Here is a 21,710-nt window from a genome sequence, read left to right as displayed (position 1 = left end):
CTCCTGGGGCGCGCAGGTTCGCGCGCTTTCGGCAATGTTCTCAGGGACCGGCCGCCGCCGCACTCCGGTTTTTGCCCGGCGCGCGCCTCAGGCGGGCGCGTAGGCGTCCAGGAAGCGCCGCACCAGGTCGCCGGACACCGGGGTGGCGCGCACGTTGGCCGACAGGCCCGGCACGTCGAGGTTTTCGGCGGCGTAGCGGCGGCCGAAGCGCTCCAGGTGGGCGCGCACGAAATCCGGGCCGAATTCGGGGTGGAACTGGGTCGAGAAAATATTGCGGCCGATGCGGATCATCTGGTGCGCGTCGAGGTCGGAACGCGCCAGCACGGCGGCGCCGGGCGGCGGCTGCAGCACGGTCTGCGCGTGCAGCATCTGGGCCGGGAAGGTGGGCGGCAGGCCGGCCAGCAGCTTGTCGCCGGCGGCCGCGGGCAGCAGTTCGACCGTCTGGGTGCCGACTTCGCGGCCGGCGGGGTTGTAGCCGACCTTGCCGCCCATGGCATGGGCCAGCAGCTGGTGGCCGTAGCAGATGCCGAACATGGGCAGGCCCGCGGCGGCGGCCTCGCGCAGCCAGGCGGCGGTGTCTTCGCTCCAGGGTTCCAGGTCGGTGACCATGGCCGGGGAGCCGGTGATCAGGGCGGCGCGGTATTGGTCCGGGGCGCGCGGACGCTGGCCCGCGTGCACCGCGACGACTTCGAGGTCGTCCGGCGCCAGGCCCGAGGCCCGCGCCAGTTGTTCGGCATAGCCGCCGAACTGGCTCTTGAGCGTGTCGTCCGGGTCTCCCGTGTGCAGGATGAGGACGGGACGGACGGGGGATGTTGCAGCGGTCATGGGGTATGTGCGTTGAAAATGCCGGGCGCCGCGACCGGGTCGGACGGGATGCCAGGGCACATCATAATCCAGGGCGATTGTCCGAGGCGCGGGCCGGGTGTCACCGCTGCGTCATGGAAATACGTACAATCCGCTGAACGACTCATCCTTTCAGGTAAAACTCAACTATGTGGATCTGGCTTGGGCTTGCCGCGCTGGCGCTCATCGGCGAACTGGCGACGGGAACGTTCTATCTGCTGCTGGTGGCGCTCGGCCTGGCCGCCGGCGGCATCGCCGCGTGGTTGCTGGCGGGCCTGGAATGGCAACTGGTCGCTTGCGGCGCGGTGCTGCTGCTGGGCCTGCTGGTCCTGCGCAAGACGCGCGTGCTGAAAAAACGCGAGGTCGATGCGGCCAGCAATGCCGACGTCAACCTGGACATCGGCCAGACGGTCAACGTCGAGGCCTGGGCCGACAACGGCACGGCACGCGTCTGGTACCGCGGCGCGCACTGGCAGGCCGAGCTGGCGGCCGGTCAGCCGGCCCATGGCGGCGAACACACGATTACCGAACTGCGCGGCACGCGCCTGGTCCTGACGCCCAAGGGCGGCGCGGCCGGCGCCCCGCGCTGACAAAAGGGGAAGCGGACTTCGCATTCCCCGCGCAGGACCCGGCCCGGTGGTACGCGGGCCGGCCGCAGCAGGCGCCCTGGCTCTCGCGGGCAGGCGCGTCACCGCATTCACCCAGAAGAGGCACTACACCATGATGGACACTTCCACTATCGTCCTGCTCGTCATCGTCGCGCTGGCGATCCTGATCGTCATCAAGGCGATCGCCATCGTTCCCCAGCAGCACGCCTGGGTGGTCGAGCGGCTGGGCAAGTTCGACCGCGTGCTGTCGCCGGGCGCCGGTTTCGTGATCCCGTTCATCGAGCGCGTGTCGTACAAGCATTCGCTCAAGGAAATCCCGCTGGACGTGCCGAGCCAGGTCTGCATCACGCGCGACAACACCCAGTTGCAGGTGGACGGCGTGCTGTATTTCCAGGTGACCGACCCGATGCGCGCGTCCTACGGTTCGTCCAACTACATCTCGGCCATCACGCAGCTGGCGCAGACCACGCTGCGTTCGGTGATCGGCAAGATGGAACTGGACCGCACCTTCGAGGAACGCGACGCCATCAACAGCACCATCGTGTCGTCGCTGGACGAGGCGGCGCTGAACTGGGGCGTGAAGGTGCTGCGCTACGAAATCAAGGACCTGACGCCGCCCAACGAGATCCTGCGCTCGATGCAGGCGCAGATCACCGCCGAACGCGAGAAGCGCGCGCTGATCGCGGCTTCGGAAGGCCGCCGCCAGGAACAGATCAACATCGCTACCGGCGAACGTGAAGCCGCCATCGCCCGCTCCGAAGGCGAGAAGCAGGCGCAGATCAACCAGGCCCAGGGCGAGGCCGCGGCGGTGCTGGCGATCGCCGAGGCCACCGCCAAGGCCATCACCCAGGTGGCCGACGCGGTGCGCCAGCCGGGCGGCATGGAAGCGGTCAACCTGAAGGTGGCGGAGCGCTACGTCGAGGCCTTCGGCAACGTGGCCAAGGAAGGCAACACGCTGATCCTGCCGGCCAACCTGTCGGATGTGGGCGGCATGATCGCCTCGGCCATGACCATCGTCAAATCCACCCGCAACAGCTGAACCGCGCGCCGCAAGGCGCACCGCCCATGATCGCTCCCGTGCATTTGCTGTCGATCGCAGTACTGACGGGAGTGCTGTCGCTTTGCGTGCTGGGGTCACTGGCGCGCAGCGGCATGGCCGGCATCCGCGAGACCATACGCGCCAACCTGCTCACGCTGTTGGCGTTTTTTCTGTTCGGGCTGCAGGCCACCGAGGCGCCGCGCTGGGCTTCGATCCTCCTGCCCAATATGCTGATCAGCCTGGCGTTGTGCGCCTATTACACGGGCGTGCGGCGCCTGCTGGGGCAACGGGTGCCGCGGCGCCTGATGGGCGTGGCATGCGCCGCGGCCTGGCTGGCGCTGGTGGGATACACCTACCTGGACAGCCAGGTGGCGCCGCGCATCGTCGCCATGTCGACGTTGCAGATGGGCTTCATGTTTGCCGTGGCGGTGGCGGTGGCGCGCGGCGTGCCGGCCAACCGCTCACGCTACAGCTATTACTTCGTCTGGTCGGTGGCGATGATCTCGGGCCTGACCTGCGCGTTGCGTTCGATACTGTTCGCGACGGGCGTGGCGCAGGCCGACTTCCTGTTGCAACCAACCACCTGGAACATCGTGTTCATGACGCTGGGCGTGCTGGCGATGCCATGCCTGACGCTGGGCACCATCATGATCATCCATGACCGCATGCTGGCCGATCGCGAGCACGAGGCCAGCACCGATTTCCTGACCGGGCTGATGTCGCGCAAGGCCTGGTGGCTGCAGGCCGAACGCTATTGCGCCCAGGCGCTGCGCACGCGGCGGCCGCTGTCGCTGCTGTTGCTGGACATCGATCATTTCAAGCGCATCAACGACACCCACGGGCACGCCGCCGGCGACGCCGTGCTGCGCCATTTCGGCCTGCTGGCAACGGCCACGCTGCGCACCGGCGATCACCTGGGCCGGGTGGGGGGCGAGGAATTCAGCGTGCTGTTCGCCGACATGCGCAGCGACGCGGTGCTGGAGGTGGCGCAACGGCTGCTGGATTCGGTGCGGCGCACGCCCTGCGCCCACGGCGGCAGTACCATTGCGTATACCTTCAGTGCCGGGGTGGTGGACTGGTTGCCGGGCGAGAACCTGCAGGCGTTTTTCGAGCGCGCCGACCGCATGCTGTACGCGGCCAAGCAGGCCGGACGCAATCGCGTGCTTGGGCCGGGCATGCACCAGGCCGAGCGCGCGCCGCTGCCGGTGGCCGCCTGACCTGGCGTCGCGCCCGGCGGGGCGGCGATACGGTTCAGCTGTCCTTGCGCGAGGCGCGCGTATCGTGCTTCATGATGCGTTCTTTCTCGCGCTGCCAGTCTTTCTCGCGCGCCGTGTCGCGCTTGTCGAACAGCTTCTTGCCGCGCCCGAGCGCGAAATCCAGCTTGATGCGGCCGTTTTTGTAGTGCAGGTTGAGCGGCACCAGCGTGTAGCCGCGCTGCTCGACCTTGCCGATCAGCTTGCTGATTTCCTCGGCCTTGAGCAGCAGCTTGCGCGTGCGCATGGCGTCGGGGTGGATGTGGGTGGAAGCGGTGGGCAGGGGGCTGACGTGCATGCCCAGCAGGAACAGTTCGCCATCGCGCACGATGACGTAGCTTTCCTTGAGCTGCACGCGGCCGTCGCGGATCGCCTTGACCTCCCAGCCCTGGAGAACCAGGCCGGCTTCGTAGCGGTCTTCGATGAAGTAGTCGTGCGTGGCCTTGCGGTTATCGATAATGCTCATCTTGTGGGGCCCAATATGCCCGTTTGTTCTTCGTTTGTGCCCGTTTGCGCCCCGGATGGCGCGGTGCCGGTAAAATCCTATCATTCTAGCCATTTGCGATAGTCGATGCACAAAGTACAGCGATCCGTCCTGGTGCCCTACAGCGCCGCCCAGATGTTCGACCTGGTGGCCGACGTGGAGAAGTACCCCGAGTTCATGCCGTGGTGCGGCGGCGCCGAGGTGCAGACGCGCGACGAGCACGGCATGCAGGCGTCCATCCTGATCAGCTTCGCGGGCATGAAGCAGCGCTTCACCACGCGCAACCGGCACGTCTACCCCGACCGCATCGACCTGGAACTGGTCGACGGGCCTTTTTCCAGCCTGGTGGGGCACTGGGAGTTCCAGCCGCTGGCCGAGGACGCCTGCAAGGTGCTGTTCACCATGGAATACGCGTTCTCCAACCGGGCGCTGGAAATGGTGGTGGGGCCGGTGTTCAACCGCATCGCCACCAGTTTCATCGATTCCTTCACCAAGCGCGCGCAGGCCAAGTATGGGGAATGAGGCGTGCGCGGACGGGCGGATCGCGGTGTCGGTCTGCTATGCCTTACCAGCCCAGGTCTGGCTGCGCGAACTGCGCTTGCCGGCGGGCGCGACGGTGGCCGACGCCCTGCGCGAGAGCGGCTTTGCCCAGGCCTTCCCGGTGGTCCAGCCCTGGGAGCGGGGCGTGGGCGTGTTCGGCCGCGTGGTCGAGGCCGGCACGCCGCTGCGTGACGGCGACCGGGTCGAGATCTATCGCGGGCTGAGCTTCGATCCCAAGGAATCGCGGCGCCGCCGCGCCGAGCACCGCCGCGCCAGGACCGCCCGCAACGGGCGAGTGCGCCCGGCCGGGCTGCTGTAGCCGGCGCGACGGGGCGGCCGTGCCCGGCGGCGGCAGGTCGACGCCGCCACATTGTCATCAATAGGACAAATCGCGCCGGCGCTTCCGGCGTAAGATTGACTGCGCCGCACACTTACGTTTACGTCAACGTCATGTCAAAATGACCTGGCTGGCGTTCACGAGACGGCAGCAACGCCAACAGACAATACCGATTACATCAGGAGACAGGCTGTGGACTTGGAACTGACCGACGAGCAGCGCGCGTTCGCGCAGGCCGCGCGCGACTATGCCGAAGGCGAACTGGCGCCGCACGCGGCGCACTGGGACGCCGAAGGCATCTTCCCCAAGGAGGCGTTCGCGCGCGCCGGCGAGATGGGCTTCTGCGCCATCTACGCCAGCGAGGACATCGGCGGCCTGGGGCTGCCGCGCCTGGACGCCACCCTGGTGTTCGAGGAAATGGCCGCCGTCGACCCGTCGACCACCGCGTTCCTGACGATCCACAACATGGCCACCTGGATGGTCGGCAAGTGGGGCCAGCCGGCCCTGCGCGAGACCTGGGGGCCGCTGCTGGCCAGCGGCCAGAAGCTGGCCTCGTACTGCCTGACCGAACCGGGCGCCGGCTCCGACGCCGCCTCGCTGTCGACCCGGGCGCAGCGCCAGGGCGACCACTACGTGCTCAACGGCGCCAAGGCCTTCATCTCGGGCGGCGGCGACACCGACCTGCTGGTGGTGATGGCGCGCAGCGGCGGCGAGGGCGCGGGCGGCATCAGCGCCTTTGCCGTCCCGGCCGACAGCGAGGGCATCAGCTACGGCCGCAAGGAAGAGAAGATGGGCTGGAACAGCCAGTCCACCCGCCCGATCGTGTTCGAGAACGTGCGCGTGCCGGCCGGCAACCTGCTGGGCGAGGAGGGCGAGGGCTTCAAGATCGCCATGAAGGGCCTGGACGGCGGCCGCATCAACATCGGCACGTGCTCGGTCGGCGCGGCCCAGGGCGCGCTGGACGCGGCCCGCCGCTACATGGACGAGCGGCGCCAGTTCAATCGCCGCCTGGCGGAATTCCAGGCGCTGCAGTTCAAGCTGGCGGACATGGCCACCCACCTGGTGGCGGCGCGCCAGATGGTGCGGCTGGCGGCCTGCAAGCTGGATGCGGGCGCGCCCGACGCGGCCACCTATTGCGCCATGGCCAAGCGCTTCGCCACCGACATGGGTTTCCAGATCTGCCTGGACGCGCAGCAGATCCATGGCGGCTACGGGTACCTGCGGGACTATCCCTTGGAGCGTCTGGTGCGCGATACTCGCGTACATCAGATTCTGGAGGGGACCAACGAGATCATGCGCGTGATCATCGCCCGCCAATTGTTGGAAAAAGGAGCCGACATAAGATGAATGCACCGGTGCTGTTCGAAGAAAGGGCCGCCGCCAATGGAATGCGCTTCGGGATCGCGACGCTGAATTCGCCGCAGACCCTGAATGGCCTGTCGCTGGAGATGGTCGACCTGCTGGCCGAGCGCCTGGAGGCCTGGGCGCGTGACCCGGGCCTGGCGCTGGTGGTGCTGCAGGGCGCCGGCGAAAAGGCCTTCTGCGCCGGCGGGGACCTGCACGGCCTGTACCGCAGCATGACCGAGAACGCCGGCAAGGGCGCCTGGGGCAATGCCTACGCGCGCCGCTTCTTCGAACACGAATACCGCCTGGACTACCGCATCCACAGCTACCCCAAGCCGGTGCTGTGCTGGGGCCATGGCATCGTCATGGGCGGCGGCATCGGCCTGATGATGGGCGCCAGCCACCGCGTGGTCAGCGAGACCTCGCGGCTGGCGATGCCGGAGGTCTCCATCGGCCTGTTCCCGGACGTGGGCGGCAGCTGGCTGCTGAACCGCATGCCGGGCCGCACTGGCGTGTTCCTGGCGCTGACGGGCGCGCAGATCAACACCGCCGACGCGTTCTTCGCCGGGCTGGCGGATTTCCGCCTGAACCATGAGGACTGGCCCAAGCTGCTGGCCTCGCTCGAAGAGCAACCCTGGGCCGGCCAGGCCAGCGGCGGCGCCGAGGACGCGATTCCACCGCGTTCGATCAACGACGGCCTGCTGCGCCGGGCCCTGACTGCGCTGGAGCCGCAGGCGCCGCTGGAAGGCGGCAACCTGCGCCAGCATTCGTTCCTGATCAACAGCCTGTGCAGCGGCAACCGCCTGGACGAGATCTACGAGGAACTGGCCGGCCTGAAGGACCACGCCGATCCGTGGCTGGCGCGCGCCGCCAGCACCATGCTGGCCGGCTCGCCCGGCTCGCTGCGGCTGTCGTTCGCGCTGCAGCAGCGCATGCGGCTGCGGTCGTTGGACGACGTGTTCCGCGCCGAATACATCGCCGCGCTGCATTGCACCGCGCATGGCGATTTCGCCGAGGGCATCCGCGCGCTGCTGATCGACAAGGACAAGAAGCCGCGCTGGAACCCCGCGGTGCTGGACATGGCCACCGAGGCCTGGGTGCAGAAGTTCTTCGACGAGCCCTGGCCCGAAGGCCAGCCGCATCCGCTGGACGACCTGGGCAAGGAAGGCCGCTGACGCCCGCCGCGAAGCGGGCCGGCATCGCGTCGCAACACTGATTTCATACCTACAGCAATAGCAACAGGAGACAGGACATCATGAGCAGTATCGCGTTTATCGGTTTGGGCAACATGGGCGCGCCCATGGCGTTGAATCTGGTCAAGGCCGGCCACAGCCTGACGGTGTTCGACCTGGTGCCGGCGGCGGTCAAGGTGCTGACCGACGCGGGCGCCAAGTCGGCGGCCTCGGCCGCCGAGGCGGTCAAGGGCGCCGAGGTGGTGATCTCGATGCTGCCGGCCAGCAAGCACGTCGAAGGCCTGTACCTGGACCAGGACCTGCTGGGCAAGATCCCGTCCAGCGCGCTGGTGATCGAGTGCAGCACCATCGCGCCGGACTCGGCCCGCAAGGTGGCCCAGGCGGCCGAGGTGCGCGGTATCGCCATGATCGACGCGCCGGTCTCGGGCGGCACCGGCGGCGCCGCCGCCGGCACGCTGACCTTCATCGTCGGCGGCCAGGCCGCGGCGCTGGAGCGCGCCCGCCCGGTGCTGGAGAAGATGGGCAAGAACATCTTCCACGCCGGCCCCGCGGGCGCCGGCCAGGTCGCCAAGATCTGCAACAACATGCTGCTCGGCATCCTCATGGCCGGCACTTCGGAGGCGCTGGCGCTGGGCGTGGCCAACGGCCTGGATCCCAAGGTGCTGTCGGACATCATCGCCAAGAGCTCGGGCCGCAACTGGGCCACCGAGCTGTACAACCCGTGGCCCGGCGTGATGGAGCATGCTCCGGCCTCCAAGGGCTATGCCGGCGGCTTCGGCGTCGACCTGATGCTCAAGGACCTGGGCCTGGCGGCCGAGGCGGCGCTGTCGGCGCGCGCCTCGATCCCGCTGGGCGAGCTGGCGCGCAACCTGTATTCGCTGCACAGCGCGGGCGGCTCGGGCCGGCTGGATTTCTCCAGCATCGTCAACCTGGTCAAGCGCGACCAGGACTGACATGGCCACGCCCGCCACTTGCGCCGATCCGGCCGGGCGGGTCCAGGCGAGCTTCGAGCGGCAGAGCATCATGCGGCTGCTCGGCGCCAGCCTGGACGTGGTCGAGCCGGGCAGGGTGGACATCGTCCTGCCGTACCGCGCCGACCTGTGCCAGCAGAACGGCTTCCTGCATGCCGGCATCTCCACCACCATTGCCGATTCGGCCGGCGGCTACGCCGCCTTCAGCCTGTTCCAGCCGGGCGAGGACGTGCTGACCTCGGAATTCAAGATGAACTTCCTGGCGCCGGCCAAGGGCGAGCGCTACGTGGCCAGCGGCCGCGTCGTCAAGCCGGGCAAGCGCCTGTCGATCTGCCAGGTCGAAGTGCATGCCTACGAGGGCGAACAGGCCACGCTTTGCGTGATAGGCTTGCTCACCGCGGTGCGCGTGACGCCGCGTTGAGCCGCTTGCGGCGGGGGCCGCCGCAAGCCTTGTCGCACCTTGATCGGGTCTACGGCAATGCCTTCCAAAGAACACCATCGGATTTTCCGCAGCAACTGGCTGCGCGCCGCCGTGCTGGGCGCCAACGACGGCATCGTGTCCACCGCCAGCCTCATCACCGGCGTGGCGGCCGCCCAGGCCGCGCACGAGGTGGTGCTGACCTCGGGCCTGGCCGGCCTGGTGGCCGGCGCGCTGTCGATGGCGGCCGGTGAATACGTCTCGGTGCGGTCGCAATCGGACATCGAGGCCGCCGACCTGCGTATGGAGCAGCGTTCGCTCAAGCGCAATTCGGGCGAAGAGCTGGAGGAACTGATCGAGATCTATGTTGAACGCGGCCTGTCGCGCGACCTGGCGGAACAGGTGGCGCGGCAGTTGACGCGCCACGATGCGCTCGATGCCCACGCGCGCGATGAGCTCGGCATTTCGATGCACAACCGCGCGCGGCCGGTGCAGGCGGCGGTGGCGTCGGCCGCTTCCTTTGCCGGCGGCGCCGCGTTGCCGCTGGTGGTGGCCGCGCTGGTGCCGGGGGCGCCGCTGATCGGCTCGGTGATCGCCGCGTCGGTGGCCTGTCTGGCCTGTCTGGGGGCCCTGGCCGCCGGGGCCGGGGGAGCGCCCAAGGCGCCGGCGGCGCTGCGCGTGACCGTGCTGGGGGCGCTGGCGATGGCGGTGACCGCCGGCGTCGGCGCCCTGTTCGGCACCGTGGTCTGACGCCCGTTACGGCGTGATGGCGTAGGGCAGCGGCGCCGTGGCGATGCGCGGGCCGTCAACCGCGCCCAGCCGCAGGTCGCCTTCCGGCAGGGCGGCCAACGTGGTTTCGAACAGCACCGATACCGTGTCGTGCGCGCGGGAAGCGTCGACGATGCGGCCGGCGGGTTCGCCGGGCTGGGTGGCGTCGAACACGTCCTTGCCGGCCAGCTCGGCGCCTGGCAGGTCGGCGCCGGCAATGGTGCCGAAGGCCATGCGGCGCTTGACCGTGCCGCGGTAGTGGCTGCGCGCCACCACTTCCTGGCCCGGATAACAGCCCTTGGTGAAGCTGACGCCCTGGATCAGGTCCAGGTTGACCGTTTGCGGGATGAAGACATCCTGGGTGGCGGTGGTGATCCAGGGAATGCCGGCGGCCAGGTCGGCGGCGTGCCATTGGGCGGCCGGGGCCAGCCCGAGCACGGCGGCCAGCGGCGCGGCCGCCGCCAGCTGCGCGTCGGAGGCGATCCACCACCAGCGCAGCGCGGAGTCGGCCGAGGGGGCGGCGATCCAGGTGCCCGAGGGCAGCTCGGCGCGCTGCCACGGGGCGCGCGGCAGCGCGCCGGCGGCGGCTTCCAGCGCGGCCACCTGGGCCGGCGCGGCCTGTACGCCGGCGACGTGCAGGGCGGCCGGGGCCAGCCTGGCCTTGGCGCGCAGCACGAACATGGACAGGCGCTTGACCAGGGCCGCGGCCAGGTCCTGGCGCACCAGGCCGTAGAGACGCGGCGCGTCTTCGGCCGGATCGGCGCCGCGCCACATGACCAGCGTGGCCAGCAGGCGGCCCTTGGCCGTGCAGTAGCCGGCCAGGCGGGCGGCGTCGGCCGGCAAGCCGGTGACGTCCTGCGTCAGCTGGCCGTGCAGGAAGGTCAGCGCGTCGGCGCCGCTGGCGCCGAAAACCGCGAAATCCTCCAGGGGGGCGCATTGCGCGCAACCTTCGGCGCGCGCCGGGATCGAAGCAAAGAAAGCATGCATGGCTGGGTAGGCCCGAGACTCGTCATCAAAGGCTTGATGATAGCTGTGTTCTCATTCCGGCAGGCCCATGCCCGCGACGGGCAAAGGGGCGCGTGACGCGCTCCGGCCCTTGTTTTGCAGCGACAGGGGCGCGCGATCCATTAAACTTCCCACACTTATGAAGAAGCGACTCCGTTTTTACGTCCTGTGGTCTTTCCTGCTCATCGTGCTGGCCGCCGCCGCGGCTGTCGGCGCGGCTTGGCACTGGATGCACCGACCCATTCCCCTGTCGGCCGACAGGATCGATTTCGTGGTGGACCCGGGCAGCAGCCCGCGCACGGTCGCGCGCGCGCTCAATGCGGCCGGCGTGCCGGTCTGGGAGCCGGGGTTCGTGTGGATGGCGCGCCTGTCGGAACAGGACAAGCTGCTCAAGGCGGGCGGCTACCAGGCCATCAACGGCGATACGCCGTGGCTGCTGCTGCAACGCATGGCGCGCGGCGACATGACCCAGCGCCAGATCACCTTCCTGGAGGGCTGGACCTTCCGCCAGATCCGCCAGGCGCTGCGCGAGAACCCGGACGTCAAGCAGACGCTGGGCGACATCAGCGACGAGGCGCTGATGGAACGCCTGGGCTCGGACATCAAGCATCCGGAAGGCCTGTTCTTTCCTGATACCTACGTCTTCACGCCGGGCAGCACCGATTACGACCTGCTGCGCCGCGCCTACCAGGAAGGCCAGCGCATCCTGGACGACACCTGGGCCAAGCGCCAGTCCGGCCTGCCGCTGTCCACGCCGTACGAGGCGCTGGTGCTGGCGTCCATCATCGAGAAGGAAACCGGCCATGGCCCGGACCGCCGCCGGGTCGCGGGCGTGTTCGCCAACCGCCTGAAGATCGGCATGCTGCTGCAGACCGACCCCACCGTCATCTACGGCATGGGCGATGCCTACCAGGGCCGCATCCGCAAGCGCGACCTGCAGACCGACACGCCCTGGAACACCTACACGCGTCCGGGCCTGCCGCCCACGCCGATCGCGGCCGCCGGCCGCGCGGCGCTGCTGGCCGCGGTGCAGCCCGAGCAGCACAAATTCCTGTTTTTCGTGTCGCGCGGCAATGGCACCAGCGAGTTCTCGGTGAACCTGTCCGAGCACAATCGCAACGTCTCCCGCTATATCCTGGGCCAGACCCCGGCGGCGCGGCCGGCCCCCACCGGCAAGCCGCCGGCCCCGGCCGCGCCCTCGGGCGCGCCGGCCCCGGAACCCGCATCCACCCCCGCGCCGGACAGCGATCCGGCGCCAGCAGAAGGACAAGAGCAATGACCTCACGCGGACGTTTCATCACGCTGGAGGGAGTGGACGGCGCCGGCAAGAGCACCCACACCGAGTGGATCGCCGAGTTCCTGCGCGGCCAGGGCCTGGAGGTGGTGTCCACGCGCGAACCCGGCGGCACGCCGCTGGGCGAAAAGCTGCGCGCGCTGGTTCTGACCGACCCGATGGGCCTGGACACCGAAACATTGCTGATGTTCGCGGCCCGCTGCGAGCACTTGCACCAGGTCATCGAGCCGGCGCTGGCGCGCGGCGCGTGGGTGGTGTGCGACCGCTATACCGACGCCACCTACGCCTATCAGGGCGGCGGCCGCGGCCTGGGCCCCGAACGCGTGGCCGCGCTGGAAACCTGGATGCAGGCGGGCCGGCCCGACCGTACCTGGCTGTTCGACGTGCCGCTGGAGGTGGCGCGCGCGCGCCTGGCCGACGCCCGCGAGCCGGACCGCTTCGAGCGCGAAGGCGCCGCCTTCTTCGAACGCACCCGCGCGGCCTACCAGGCCCGCGCCGCGGCCGAGCCCGACCGCATCCGCGTGATCGATTCGACCCGCGCGATTGCCGCGATCCGCGCCGAACTCGAAGCCGGGCTGCGCGAACTGGTGGCGGTCCGGCCATGAGCGCGCCCCAGTTCCTGCCCTGGCAGATGGAGACGGCGCGCGCCTGGCTCGGCAACCGCGAGCGCTTCGCCCATGCCTGGCTGGTGCATGGCCTGGCCGGCATCGGCAAGCTCGATTTCGCGGTGGCCGCCGCCGCCAGCCTGCTGTGCGAGACGCCGCAGGACGGCCTGGCCTGCGGCCATTGCGCCGCCTGTGCCTGGTTCGCCAGCGGCAACCACCCCGACCTGCGCCGCATCCGGCCCGAGGCCGTGGCGGTCGAGGAGGGGGCCGACGCCGCCGAGGTCTCGGAAGACGCCGAACCCGCCACCGGCGCGGCTAAGAAGGCGCCGTCCAAGGAAATCCGCATCGACCAGATCCGCTCGCTGGAATCCTGGTTCAACACCGCCACGCACCGGGGCGGCTGGCGCGTGGCGCTGCTGTATCCGGCGCACGCGCTGAACGTGGTGTCGGCCAATGCCCTGCTCAAGGTGCTGGAAGAGCCGCCGCCGCACACCGTGTTCCTGCTGGTGGCGGACGCGCCTGATCGCCTGCTGCCGACGCTGGTGTCGCGCTGCCGCCGCCTGCCGCTGCCGGCGCCCGATCCCGACACCGCGCTGCAATGGCTGCGCGACCAGAACGTGGAGCCGGCGCGCGAATGGCTGGCCGCCGCGGGCGGCGCGCCGCTGGCGGCGCTGCGCCTGGCGCAGCATGCGGAAACGCCCTGCCCGCCATGGCTGACGCAACTGGTCGGCCCCCTGGCCAAGGGCCAGGCGCCGGACGTCGGCACCCTGGCCGAGGCCCTGGAAAAGGCCGCGCCCGCCGAGTGGATCGACGCCTTGCAGCGCCTGTATACCGATCTGATGCTGGCCGCCGCCGGGGCGCCGGTGCGTTATTTCCCGACGCTGGCGGCGGCCGTGGCCGAGGTGGCGGGGCGCATGAACACCGCGCGCGCCGCCGAAGCGGCGCGCTGGCTCACGCGCCAGCGCGCGCTGGCCACGCACCCCCTGAACGGCAAGCTTTTCGCCCACGCGACGCTGCAGCGCGTGGTGCTATCCTGCCAGGCATAACCCGTCGTGACGCCGCCGCCCGCCACCCCGCCCGGGTGGCCGCGGCGGCGTCGCGCCATCCCTGATCCAAGCCTCATGTACGTCGATTCACACTGCCATTTGAACTTTCCCGAGCTGGCGGCCGACCTGCCCGCGATCCTCGATCGCATGGCCGCCAACCAGGTGACCCACGCGCTGGTGGTCAGCGTCAACATGCCCGAATGGCCGGGCCTGATGTCGCTGGTCGAGCCGCAGCCCAACCTGTGGGCTTCGGTCGGGGTGCATCCCGACTACGAAGACACGCCCGATCCGGAGCCGGAGGAACTGGCGCGCCTGTCGGCGCATCCCAAGGTGGTGGCGATCGGCGAGACCGGGCTCGACTATTACCGCCTGTCCGAGCCGCTGGACTGGCAGCGCGAGCGTTTCCGCCGCCACATCCGCGCGGCGCGCGACACCGGGCTGCCGCTGATCGTGCATACGCGTTCCTCGGCCGAGGACACGGTGCGGATGCTGCGTGAGGAACGCGCGGCCGAGGTCGGCGGCGTGATGCACTGTTTCACCGAGACCTGGGAAGTGGCCCAGGCCGCGCTCGACCAGAATTTCCTCATCTCCCTGTCCGGCATCGTGACCTTCAAGAACGCCCACGTGGTGCACGAGGTCGCCGCCAAGGTGCCGCTGGACCGGCTGCTGATCGAGACCGATTCGCCGTACCTGGCACCGGTGCCGTACCGGGGCAAGCTCAACGATCCGTCCAAGGTGATCCACGTGGCCGAGAAGATCGCCGAGTTCAAGGGTATCAGCGTGGCCGAGGTGGCGCGGGCGTCAACCGATAATTTCTTTAATCTTTTCAGTAAGATAAAGAGATAATCTAAAGTCAAATATCTAAAGTAATTTATCAGGATGACCATGGCTGCCCGCAACGCGTTCTCCCGTCACCGCCTTGTTTCCCATTGCCGCGGCGCGCTGCTGGCGCTGTGTGTCGCCGTGGCGGCGCCGGCCGCCCAGGCGGCGGCCAATCCCTCGGACTGGTGGGTCTACGTTGCCAACGATTACCCCGACGAGATCAATGAACTGCTGGCTCGGGGCGCCGATCCCAACGTGCGCTACCGCAACGGCCAGCCGGCCCTGATGCGGGCGGTGGTGGATGGCGCCTGGAAGGTCTTCGACGCGCTGGCGGCCAATCCGCGCACCGACGTCAATGCCGAGAATCCGGCGGGCGAGACCCCGCTGATGTACCTGGCCATCGCCGGCCAGGTCGACCGTGCCCGCAGCCTGATGGCGCGCGGGGCCCAGGTCAATCGCCTGGGCTGGACGCCGCTGCACTATGCCGCGTCCAAGGGCCAGCTGGCGATGGCGCGGCTGTTGCTGGACAACAAGGCCATGGTGAACGCACCCGCGCCCAACGGCGAGACGCCGTTGATGATGGCGGCGCTGTCGGGCAACAGGGCAATGGTGGACCTGCTGTTGAAGGCGGGGGCCGACGTCACCACGCGCGACACCAAGGGCCAGGACGCGTCCGATTGGGCGACCACGGGCAAGTCCGCCAAGCTGGCCGCGGAATTGAAGACCCTGATCGCCCAGCAGGAGGACGCCAAACGGGCCCGCCGCGCCAGCACGCCGCCCGAACCCGAGGCGCCGGTGCCGGGAGCCGCGGACGGCGACGTCGCGGGCGCCGCGATGCCCGCTGCCACGGACGCAACGCCCGCCGCGCCGGCGCAGGCGTCCTCGCCAGCCCCCGCCGCGCAGGACGCCAGCCCGAAGTCCGCGTCCAGCGTCGGTGGCGTGTCGGGCGTGCGGTTGAACAACTACGACCAGCCTGCGGCGCCCTGAGCGCCTGCGGTCCCGCTTTCTTGCAAACCCGCCCGATGGCGGGTTTTTTCTTGGCCGTCCGGCCGGCGCGCGGGGAGGGCGCGAGGATCGACGGCCTCCCGCGCATGGCCCCGCGAGACCGGCTCAAGCCGTGCCGCGTCGGATTTTTCGCATCCTTTGTTCGGGGTTTTCCCTTGTTATTCTCAATTGGTGGGAAATGTTTTCCGTTTTTACACCATGAATTGATAATCTGGCGGCCATCAACATCTGGAGTGCTTTTCGATGGATCAGTCGGTAGGGGCGGGCGCGGACCGCGTGCTGTACGTGTTGGCCACGCTGGCCCGGCACGACGGCCCCCTGAGCATCGCCGCGCTGGCGGAAAAGACCGGCCTGGCCCAGAGCACCCTGTACCGCCAGGTGGCGCTGCTCAAGCGCTGGGGCTTCGTCGCCGAGCATGAGGGTGAATACGGCCCCGGCCCGCTGTGCGTGCAACTGGCCTGGGGCTTCGACCAGTCTTCGTTCCTGATCCACGAAGCGCAGCCGGACATGGCCGCCCTGGCGGCGGCGTCGGGCGAGACCATCGGCCTGCTGGTGGCCGTCAAGGACCAGGCGGTATGTCTGGACATGGTCGAAAGCCAGCACCCGCTGCGGTGCTCCTTCACCAAGGGCCGCGGCCTGCCGCTGGCGCGGGGCGCCTCGGCCAAGTCGCTGCTGGCGTTCATGCCGGCGGCACGGCTGCAGGCTGCGCTGGCCGTGCTGGCCAGGGAATCGGGCCTGGACCCGGCGCGCCTGGCCGACGAACTGGAGGCCATCCGCGCCCAGGGTTATGCCGTGACCGACAGCGAAGTCGACGCCGGCGTCTGGGGCGTGAGCGTGCCGATCTTCCAGCGCGCCAACCAGGCGGTGGCCTCCATCACGCTGATGGCGCCGTCCACCCGCGCCGCCCAGCGGCCGCAGGCCTTCATCGACCTGACCGTCGCCGCCGCCCGCCGCATCTCGGGCAAGTTGCAGGCGCACTGACCTATTTCGTACCCGGATTCCTCGTTGTCCCCGCCATTCCCGCCTCATCTCTAGACACCGCCACACCCGTTACGCCGCTCCGATCGCCGTATCCGCATCCACTTTTTCTTTCAGGATTCGCCATGACTACTCGCCGCACCCTGTTGACCGCCGCCCTGACCCTGGGCCTGGCCTGGAGCATGGGCACCGCCCACGCCCAGGAAACCATCCGCGCCGTGACCGACGCCACCTTCCCGCCCATGGAGTTCGTCAAGGACGGCAAGCGCACCGGCTTTGACATCGAATTGGTCGAGGCCCTGGCCGCCGCCATGGGCAAGAAGGTCGAATGGATCGACATCGACTTCAAGGGCCTGATTCCCGCCCTGCAGGCCGGCCGCGCCGACATCGCCGTGTCCGCCATCTACATCACGCCCGAGCGCAGCAAGGTGGTGGACTTCACCGACCCGTACTACGCCGGCGGCCTGGTGGTGCTGACCAAGAAGGACGGTCCGGTCAAGACCCTGAAGGACCTGGACGGCCGCAAGGTGTCGGTGCAGGTCGGCACCAAGTCGGTCAACTACCTGAAGGAACACTACCCGTCGGTGCAGCGCGTCGAGGTCGAGAAGAACCAGGAGATGTTCAACCTGGTGCAGATCGGCCGCGCCGATGCCGCCGTCACCGGCAAGCCGGCCGCCAAGCTGTTCGCCCAGAGCACCACCGACCTGACCGTGCTGGCCGACCAGATCACCACCGAGGACTACGGCATCGCCGTGCCCAAGAACAAGCCGGAACTGACGCGCGGCCTGAATGAGGCGCTGCAGAAGATCAAGGCCGATGGCAGCTACCAGGCCATCGTCAACAAGTGGTTCGAGGCGCCCGCGAAATGAACCTGGATTTTGCTCCCGTCTTCGCCGACTTCGACGCGCTGGTGCGCGGCGCGGTGGTCACCATCGAGGTGACCGCCGGTGCCCTGCTGCTGGGCTGTGTCATCGGCCTTCTGGTCGGCGTCGGCCGGCTCAACCCGCAGCGCAGCATCATCTACAACCTGTGCAGCGTCTACCTGCTGTTCTTTCGCGGCACGCCGCTGCTGGTGCAGCTGTTCATCTGGTTCTTCGGCCTGCCGCAGTTCGGCGTGACGCTGCCGGCGTTCGCCTGCGGCGTGCTGGGGCTGGGCATGTATTCCGGCGCCTATGTGTCGGAAATCGTGCGCGGCGCGATCCAGTCGGTCGACCGCGGCCAGACCGAGGCCGCCCGCTCGCTGGGCATGTCGTCGGGCCAGGCCATGCGCATCATCATCCTGCCGCAGGCGGTGGTGCGCATGATCCCGCCGCTGGGCAACGAGTTCATCGCGCTGATCAAGAATTCGGCGCTGGTGTCGCTGTTGACCATCCATGACCTGATGCACGAAGGGCAGAAGATCATCAGCGTGTCGTACCGCTCGCTGGAAACCTATCTGGTGGTGGCGCTGATCTATCTGGTCCTGACCACGGCCGCCATGTTGATACTGCGCAGGATCGAGCAACGCCTGCGCGCGGGGGGGATGGTGCAATGAACGCCGCGAATCCGAAAGAAATGATCCGCATCCGCGGCCTGCAGAAATCCTACGGCGACCACGCCGTGCTGCGCGGCATCGACTTCGATGTGCTGCCGTCGCAGGTGGTGGTGGTGATCGGCCCCAGCGGTTCGGGCAAAAGCACCTTGCTGCGCTGCTGCAACGGGCTGGAAGTGGCCCAGGGCGGCACCGTGGAGATCTGCGGCCAGACGTTACAGAACGAAGGCGAGCTGTTGCCCGAGGCCGAACTGAACCGCCTGCGCATGCAGGTCGGCATGGTGTTCCAGGGCTTCAACCTGTTCCCGCACCTGTCGGTGCTGGACAACGTCACCGTCGGGCCGCGCAAGCTGCGCGGCATGGGCCGCGACGAGGCCAACGCGCTGGCCGAGGACCTGCTGCGCAAGGTCGGCCTGGCGCAGAAGATGTCGGCCATGCCGGCCAGCCTGTCGGGCGGCCAGAAGCAGCGCGTGGCGATCGCCCGCGCGCTGGCGATGCAGCCCAAGGTCATGCTGTTCGACGAACCGACCTCGGCGCTGGATCCGGAGCTGGTGGGCGAAGTGCTGCAGGTCATGAAACTGCTGGCGCGCGAAGGCATGACCATGATGGTCGTGACCCACGAAATGGGCTTTGCCCGCGACGTGGCCGACGTGGTCGCGGTGATGGACGGCGGCGTGATCCTGGAGTCGGGCGCGCCCGAGGTCATCTTCAGCCAGCCACGCGAGGCCCGCACCCGCGAATTCCTGCAGGCCGTGCTGAGCGCGGGGCAGGGGGCGGCATGACGGCGGTGCAATTCGACAAGAGCCTGTGGACCGCGCGCGACGACAGCGCCGAGCGCGGCGACACGCGCCGCCTGGCGCACATCGTCGAGCCGGCCGCGGGCCAGGCGCCGGCCGCGGGCGAGCCGGTGCTGCTGGGATTCGCCTGCGATGCGGGCGTGGCCCGCAACCAGGGTCGCGTCGGCGCGGCCGCCGGCCCGGCCGGCATCCGCAAGTACATGGCCGGCCTGCCGGCGCACGGCCTGACGCGCCTGCTGGACGCGGGCGACGTGGCCAGCGAGGGGGACCAGTTGGAGGACGCGCAGGAGCGCCTGGGCCTGGCGGTGGCCGACCTGCTGCGCCAGGGCGCCCGCCCGCTGGTGCTGGGCGGCGGCCACGAAATCGCCTGGGGCAGCTTCCAGGGCCTGGCGCGCTGGCTGGCCGACCGCGGCGACGACGGGCCGGTGCTGGTGCTGAACCTGGACGCGCATTTCGATCTGCGCACCGGCCGGCCGGGCAGTTCCGGCACGCCGTTCGACCAGATCGCGCATTACTGCGAGGCGCACGAGCTGGCGCTGCAATACGCCTGCCTGGGCGTGTCGCGGCTGGCCAATACGCCGGCGCTGTATGCGCGCGCGGCGGAAGTGGGCGCGGTGTGGGTCGAGGACCGCGACATGCAGGAACGCCACCTGGCGGCGCGCCTGGCCAATGTCGATGCCTTGCTGGCGCGGGCCCGCCATGTCTACCTGACCATCGATCTGGACGTGCTGCCGGCGGCGGTGATGCCGGGCGTGTCGGCGCCGGCGCCCTATGGCGTGCCGATGGCGGTGATCGAGGAGATCGTGCTGCGCGTCAAGGCCAGCGGCAAGCTGCGCCTGGCCGACATGGCCGAGTACAACCCGCGCTTCGACATCGACGGCCATGGCGCCCGCGCGGCGGCGCGCCTGGCCTGGCAACTGCTGTCCGCATGACACGGTGCGCGGCGCAACGTCCGCCGCGCACCCGGGCCCGCCGTCATGCCCGCCGGGGCGAGCGTGACGGCGGGCCTTTTTACGCCTGCGGCGCAACCAGCGGGATCGACATCTCGTGATGGAAGAGATTGTCGGGGTCGACGTTGCGCTTGGTGGCGATCAGCGCGGCGGTCTTGTTGCCGTAGTACAGGTCGAGCCATTGCGGGTCGACCTGGGTGTGGCTGGCGTCGGTGTACTTCATGTCGGTGTCGGGGTAGTTGATGTAGCACCCCTCGAACGGCGAACCCGGCTGGTTGCTGGGCTTGCCGCCGTACTGCGCGAAGTACTCGTCGTACAGGTCGGCGATCCACTTGATGTGGAAGGCGTCCTGGGCCGGGTCGGTCCAGTACACCTGGAACTGCGACTTCAGCAGCGACGAGCGCTGGCATACGCTGGTCGGGTTGGCGGCTTCGTCGTTGCGGTTGATGCGGCCGCCGTACGAGTCGATCTGCACCAGCGCCTGGTTCAGGCGCGGGTCGTCCGAGCCGTTCAGGTACTCCCACATGGCCATGATTTCGACGTCGCTGAAATTGGCCTTGTGATACGCGGACTTGTACTTGCCGCGCTGGTTGCTGCCCGAGCCGTTGATGCTTTGCGTCAGCCACAGCCAGTCCATCTTCTGCGCATCGTTCACGGCGTGCGCCAGCAGGCGCGGGGCCGGTTCGGCCATGCGGTGCGACGGGCCGTGCCAACTGGTGGCCAGGTTGACGCCGGGCGCCGCGCCGGCCGCCGCGTTCATGGTGGCGACGAAATCCAGGAACGGCTGGTCGCGCGCGCCGCCCACCTTGCCGTCCTTGCCCGTGTACTGGATGCTGAGCACCACGTCGCCGGTGGAACGGTGCTGCACCTTCAGCAAGGTGAACAGGCCGCCGTTGGCCTTGGCCGGATCGGGGCTGTTCCAGTCCGCGTCATGGTCGGCGAACCATTGCCAGTAGGCGCGCATGAAGCGGGCGAAGTTGGCGCGGCCGGCCGTGCCGGTGCCGAAGCTGGCCCAGGGATAGGACAGCGACAGCCAGTAGGCCTCCTGCGGCGCGACCGGCAGTTCGGCGTAGTAGTAGGTCAGGATGATGCCGAAGTTGCCGCCGCCGCCGCCGCGGCAGGCGATGAACAGGTCGCGGTCGGCGCCGGCGCTGTGCAGGTTGACATGCTTGGGCACCAGCTTGCGCGAACCCGGGCCCTGCGGCACCAGGATGTCCACGCCCGACAGCCAGTCCACCGTCAGGCCATGCAGGCGCGATAGCAGGCCGTAGCCGCCGCCGACGATGTGGCCGCCCGAACCGACCGAATAGCACGAGCCGCCGGGCAGGGTGCGGTTGGCGGTCTTGTACAGGTCCAGGTAGCCGTCCCAGTTCTGGTTGCCCGCCGCGGCCGCGAAACGGTAGCGGGCGGCGGGGTTCCAGGGCGAGGCAATGTCGCCGGCCTCGCGGTAGCGCAGGCCGGTCATCAGGCTCAGGTCGATGATGGCCAGCGGCTGGCCGTGGTCCTCGGGCAGTTTGTTGGCGACGAAACCTTCGTAGCAGTGGCCGCCGCTGCGCACCGTGATGCGGCAGCCCTGGGCCAGCGCGGCGTTGGCCGCGTCCAGCACGTCCTGCGGGGTCTTGCAGACATAGATGGCGTTGGCGCCCTGGCCCGTGGTGGGGAAGCGCAGGTTGAAACCCTTTTGCAGGGTTGCGTAACGCGGGTCATTGCTGTCAATCAGGGAAAAATCCGACATGCGCACCTCTATGGTTGATTTTCATAAGTGCAGGATGCAAGCGGGGGTCGCCCGCCGGCAACGCGGGATGACAAGCTTTGGAAGCCGCCGGTGCCGGGTACCGCTAAAACCGGGGCCGGTTGATTCTGATTCAACTGGATGACG

General features: G+C 68.9%; 24 protein-coding genes. 20 read left to right on the top strand and 4 right to left on the bottom strand.

The genetic code is table 11. The features are described 5' to 3' along the window. Window positions 1-87: 87 nt before the first annotated feature. Window positions 88-825 (bottom strand): glutamine amidotransferase, encoded by a 738-nt coding sequence (locus DK459_RS17835; protein WP_024068655.1) that lies wholly within the window; start codon window positions 823-825, stop codon window positions 88-90. 167 nt (window positions 826-992) lie between these two features. On the opposite strand from DK459_RS17835, the gene DK459_RS17830 reads away from it, so the two are divergent. From DK459_RS17830 to DK459_RS17820, 3 genes are all read left to right on the top strand, one after another. After that, window positions 993-1,433 carry an NfeD family protein gene (locus tag DK459_RS17830; RefSeq protein WP_006385180.1) on the top strand — a complete coding sequence of 147 codons (441 nt, stop codon included), beginning with the start codon at window positions 993-995 and terminating at the stop codon, window positions 1,431-1,433. 130 nt (window positions 1,434-1,563) lie between these two features. After that, the gene (locus tag DK459_RS17825; RefSeq protein WP_006385179.1) at window positions 1,564-2,490 is read left to right on the top strand and encodes an SPFH domain-containing protein; all 927 of its coding nucleotides are present in this window, start codon (window positions 1,564-1,566) and stop codon (window positions 2,488-2,490) included. A gap of 26 nt (window positions 2,491-2,516) precedes the next feature. Continuing rightward, a complete protein-coding gene (locus DK459_RS17820; protein ID WP_006385178.1) occupies window positions 2,517-3,707 on the top strand; it encodes a GGDEF domain-containing protein in 1,191 nt (396 codons plus the stop codon). Window positions 3,708-3,741: 34 nt separating this feature from the next. Here the strand turns inward: DK459_RS17820 and smpB are convergent, their stop codons facing one another. After that, a complete protein-coding gene (gene smpB / locus DK459_RS17815) occupies window positions 3,742-4,209 on the bottom strand; it encodes an SsrA-binding protein SmpB (RefSeq protein ID WP_006385177.1) in 468 nt (155 codons plus the stop codon). A gap of 105 nt (window positions 4,210-4,314) precedes the next feature. Between smpB and DK459_RS17810 the strand changes: the two genes are divergently transcribed. The 7 genes from DK459_RS17810 (at window position 4,315) to DK459_RS17780 (ending at window position 9,780) form a co-directional block, all read left to right on the top strand. Then, a complete protein-coding gene (locus DK459_RS17810) occupies window positions 4,315-4,749 on the top strand; it encodes a type II toxin-antitoxin system RatA family toxin (protein WP_006385176.1) in 435 nt (144 codons plus the stop codon). Further along, window positions 4,739-5,086 carry an RnfH family protein gene (locus tag DK459_RS17805; RefSeq protein ID WP_020927387.1) on the top strand — a complete coding sequence of 116 codons (348 nt, stop codon included), beginning with the start codon at window positions 4,739-4,741 and terminating at the stop codon, window positions 5,084-5,086. The genes DK459_RS17810 and DK459_RS17805 overlap by 11 nt, the downstream gene beginning before the upstream one ends. Window positions 5,087-5,296: 210 nt before the next feature. After that, complete coding sequence (locus DK459_RS17800) at window positions 5,297-6,451, top strand: acyl-CoA dehydrogenase family protein (RefSeq protein WP_006385174.1); 1,155 nt, start codon at window positions 5,297-5,299, stop codon at window positions 6,449-6,451. Continuing rightward, the gene (locus DK459_RS17795) at window positions 6,448-7,623 is read left to right on the top strand and encodes an enoyl-CoA hydratase/isomerase family protein (RefSeq protein WP_006385173.1); all 1,176 of its coding nucleotides are present in this window, start codon (window positions 6,448-6,450) and stop codon (window positions 7,621-7,623) included. The genes DK459_RS17800 and DK459_RS17795 overlap by 4 nt, the downstream gene beginning before the upstream one ends. Window positions 7,624-7,703: 80 nt before the next feature. Further along, a complete protein-coding gene (gene mmsB, locus DK459_RS17790) occupies window positions 7,704-8,594 on the top strand; it encodes a 3-hydroxyisobutyrate dehydrogenase (protein ID WP_024068660.1) in 891 nt (296 codons plus the stop codon). A 1-nt stretch (window position 8,595) separates the two neighbouring features. Then, window positions 8,596-9,033: a PaaI family thioesterase gene (locus DK459_RS17785; RefSeq protein WP_020927391.1), complete on the top strand. Its 438-nt coding sequence runs from the start codon at window positions 8,596-8,598 to the stop codon at window positions 9,031-9,033. Between the two features lie 57 nt (window positions 9,034-9,090). Continuing rightward, window positions 9,091-9,780, top strand: coding sequence for a VIT family protein (locus DK459_RS17780; protein WP_024068661.1), 690 nt, complete (start codon window positions 9,091-9,093; stop codon window positions 9,778-9,780). A 6-nt stretch (window positions 9,781-9,786) separates the two neighbouring features. Here the strand turns inward: DK459_RS17780 and DK459_RS17775 are convergent, their stop codons facing one another. Continuing rightward, complete coding sequence (locus DK459_RS17775; RefSeq protein WP_024068662.1) at window positions 9,787-10,785, bottom strand: folate-binding protein YgfZ; 999 nt, start codon at window positions 10,783-10,785, stop codon at window positions 9,787-9,789. 157 nt (window positions 10,786-10,942) lie between these two features. Here DK459_RS17775 and mltG point away from each other — a divergent pair, with 157 nt between their 5' ends. From mltG to hutG, 10 genes are all read left to right on the top strand, one after another. Further along, the gene (gene mltG / locus DK459_RS17770; RefSeq protein WP_110134956.1) at window positions 10,943-12,082 is read left to right on the top strand and encodes an endolytic transglycosylase MltG; all 1,140 of its coding nucleotides are present in this window, start codon (window positions 10,943-10,945) and stop codon (window positions 12,080-12,082) included. Continuing rightward, complete coding sequence (tmk, locus tag DK459_RS17765; RefSeq protein WP_054517324.1) at window positions 12,079-12,702, top strand: dTMP kinase; 624 nt, start codon at window positions 12,079-12,081, stop codon at window positions 12,700-12,702. The genes mltG and tmk overlap by 4 nt, the downstream gene beginning before the upstream one ends. Continuing rightward, entirely contained in the window at window positions 12,699-13,748 is a 1,050-nt protein-coding gene (holB, locus tag DK459_RS17760; protein WP_110134955.1) for a DNA polymerase III subunit delta', read from the top strand. Before tmk ends, holB begins: the two co-directional genes overlap by 4 nt. A 75-nt stretch (window positions 13,749-13,823) precedes the next feature. Next, window positions 13,824-14,594: a TatD family hydrolase gene (locus tag DK459_RS17755; RefSeq protein WP_110134954.1), complete on the top strand. Its 771-nt coding sequence runs from the start codon at window positions 13,824-13,826 to the stop codon at window positions 14,592-14,594. Window positions 14,595-14,633: 39 nt separating this feature from the next. Beyond that, window positions 14,634-15,557: an ankyrin repeat domain-containing protein gene (locus tag DK459_RS17750; protein WP_110134953.1), complete on the top strand. Its 924-nt coding sequence runs from the start codon at window positions 14,634-14,636 to the stop codon at window positions 15,555-15,557. A 261-nt stretch (window positions 15,558-15,818) separates the two neighbouring features. After that, window positions 15,819-16,556: an IclR family transcriptional regulator gene (locus tag DK459_RS17745; RefSeq protein ID WP_006385305.1), complete on the top strand. Its 738-nt coding sequence runs from the start codon at window positions 15,819-15,821 to the stop codon at window positions 16,554-16,556. Window positions 16,557-16,678: 122 nt separating this feature from the next. Then, window positions 16,679-17,422, top strand: coding sequence for a transporter substrate-binding domain-containing protein (locus DK459_RS17740; RefSeq protein ID WP_006385306.1), 744 nt, complete (start codon window positions 16,679-16,681; stop codon window positions 17,420-17,422). Continuing rightward, window positions 17,419-18,087: an amino acid ABC transporter permease gene (locus DK459_RS17735; RefSeq protein ID WP_006385307.1), complete on the top strand. Its 669-nt coding sequence runs from the start codon at window positions 17,419-17,421 to the stop codon at window positions 18,085-18,087. The genes DK459_RS17740 and DK459_RS17735 overlap by 4 nt, the downstream gene beginning before the upstream one ends. Beyond that, window positions 18,084-18,866, top strand: coding sequence for an amino acid ABC transporter ATP-binding protein (locus DK459_RS17730; RefSeq protein WP_020927398.1), 783 nt, complete (start codon window positions 18,084-18,086; stop codon window positions 18,864-18,866). Before DK459_RS17735 ends, DK459_RS17730 begins: the two co-directional genes overlap by 4 nt. Further along, window positions 18,863-19,813, top strand: a complete 951-nt coding sequence (gene hutG / locus DK459_RS17725) for a formimidoylglutamase (RefSeq protein WP_060720125.1) — start codon at window positions 18,863-18,865, stop codon at window positions 19,811-19,813. Before DK459_RS17730 ends, hutG begins: the two co-directional genes overlap by 4 nt. Window positions 19,814-19,892: 79 nt before the next feature. On the opposite strand, the gene DK459_RS17720 is transcribed toward hutG, so the two are convergent. Next, window positions 19,893-21,566 (bottom strand): BBE domain-containing protein, encoded by a 1,674-nt coding sequence (locus DK459_RS17720; RefSeq protein ID WP_053501093.1) that lies wholly within the window; start codon window positions 21,564-21,566, stop codon window positions 19,893-19,895. Between the last annotated feature and the right edge of the window lie 144 nt (window positions 21,567-21,710).

It is taken from the genome of Achromobacter sp. RW408 (genome assembly GCF_003184165.1).
In the GTDB taxonomy this organism is placed as follows: domain Bacteria; phylum Pseudomonadota; class Gammaproteobacteria; order Burkholderiales; family Burkholderiaceae_B; genus Achromobacter; species Achromobacter xylosoxidans.
Note: the sequence above shows the minus strand (reverse complement) of the source record. Positions and strands in the feature narration are given on the sequence as shown.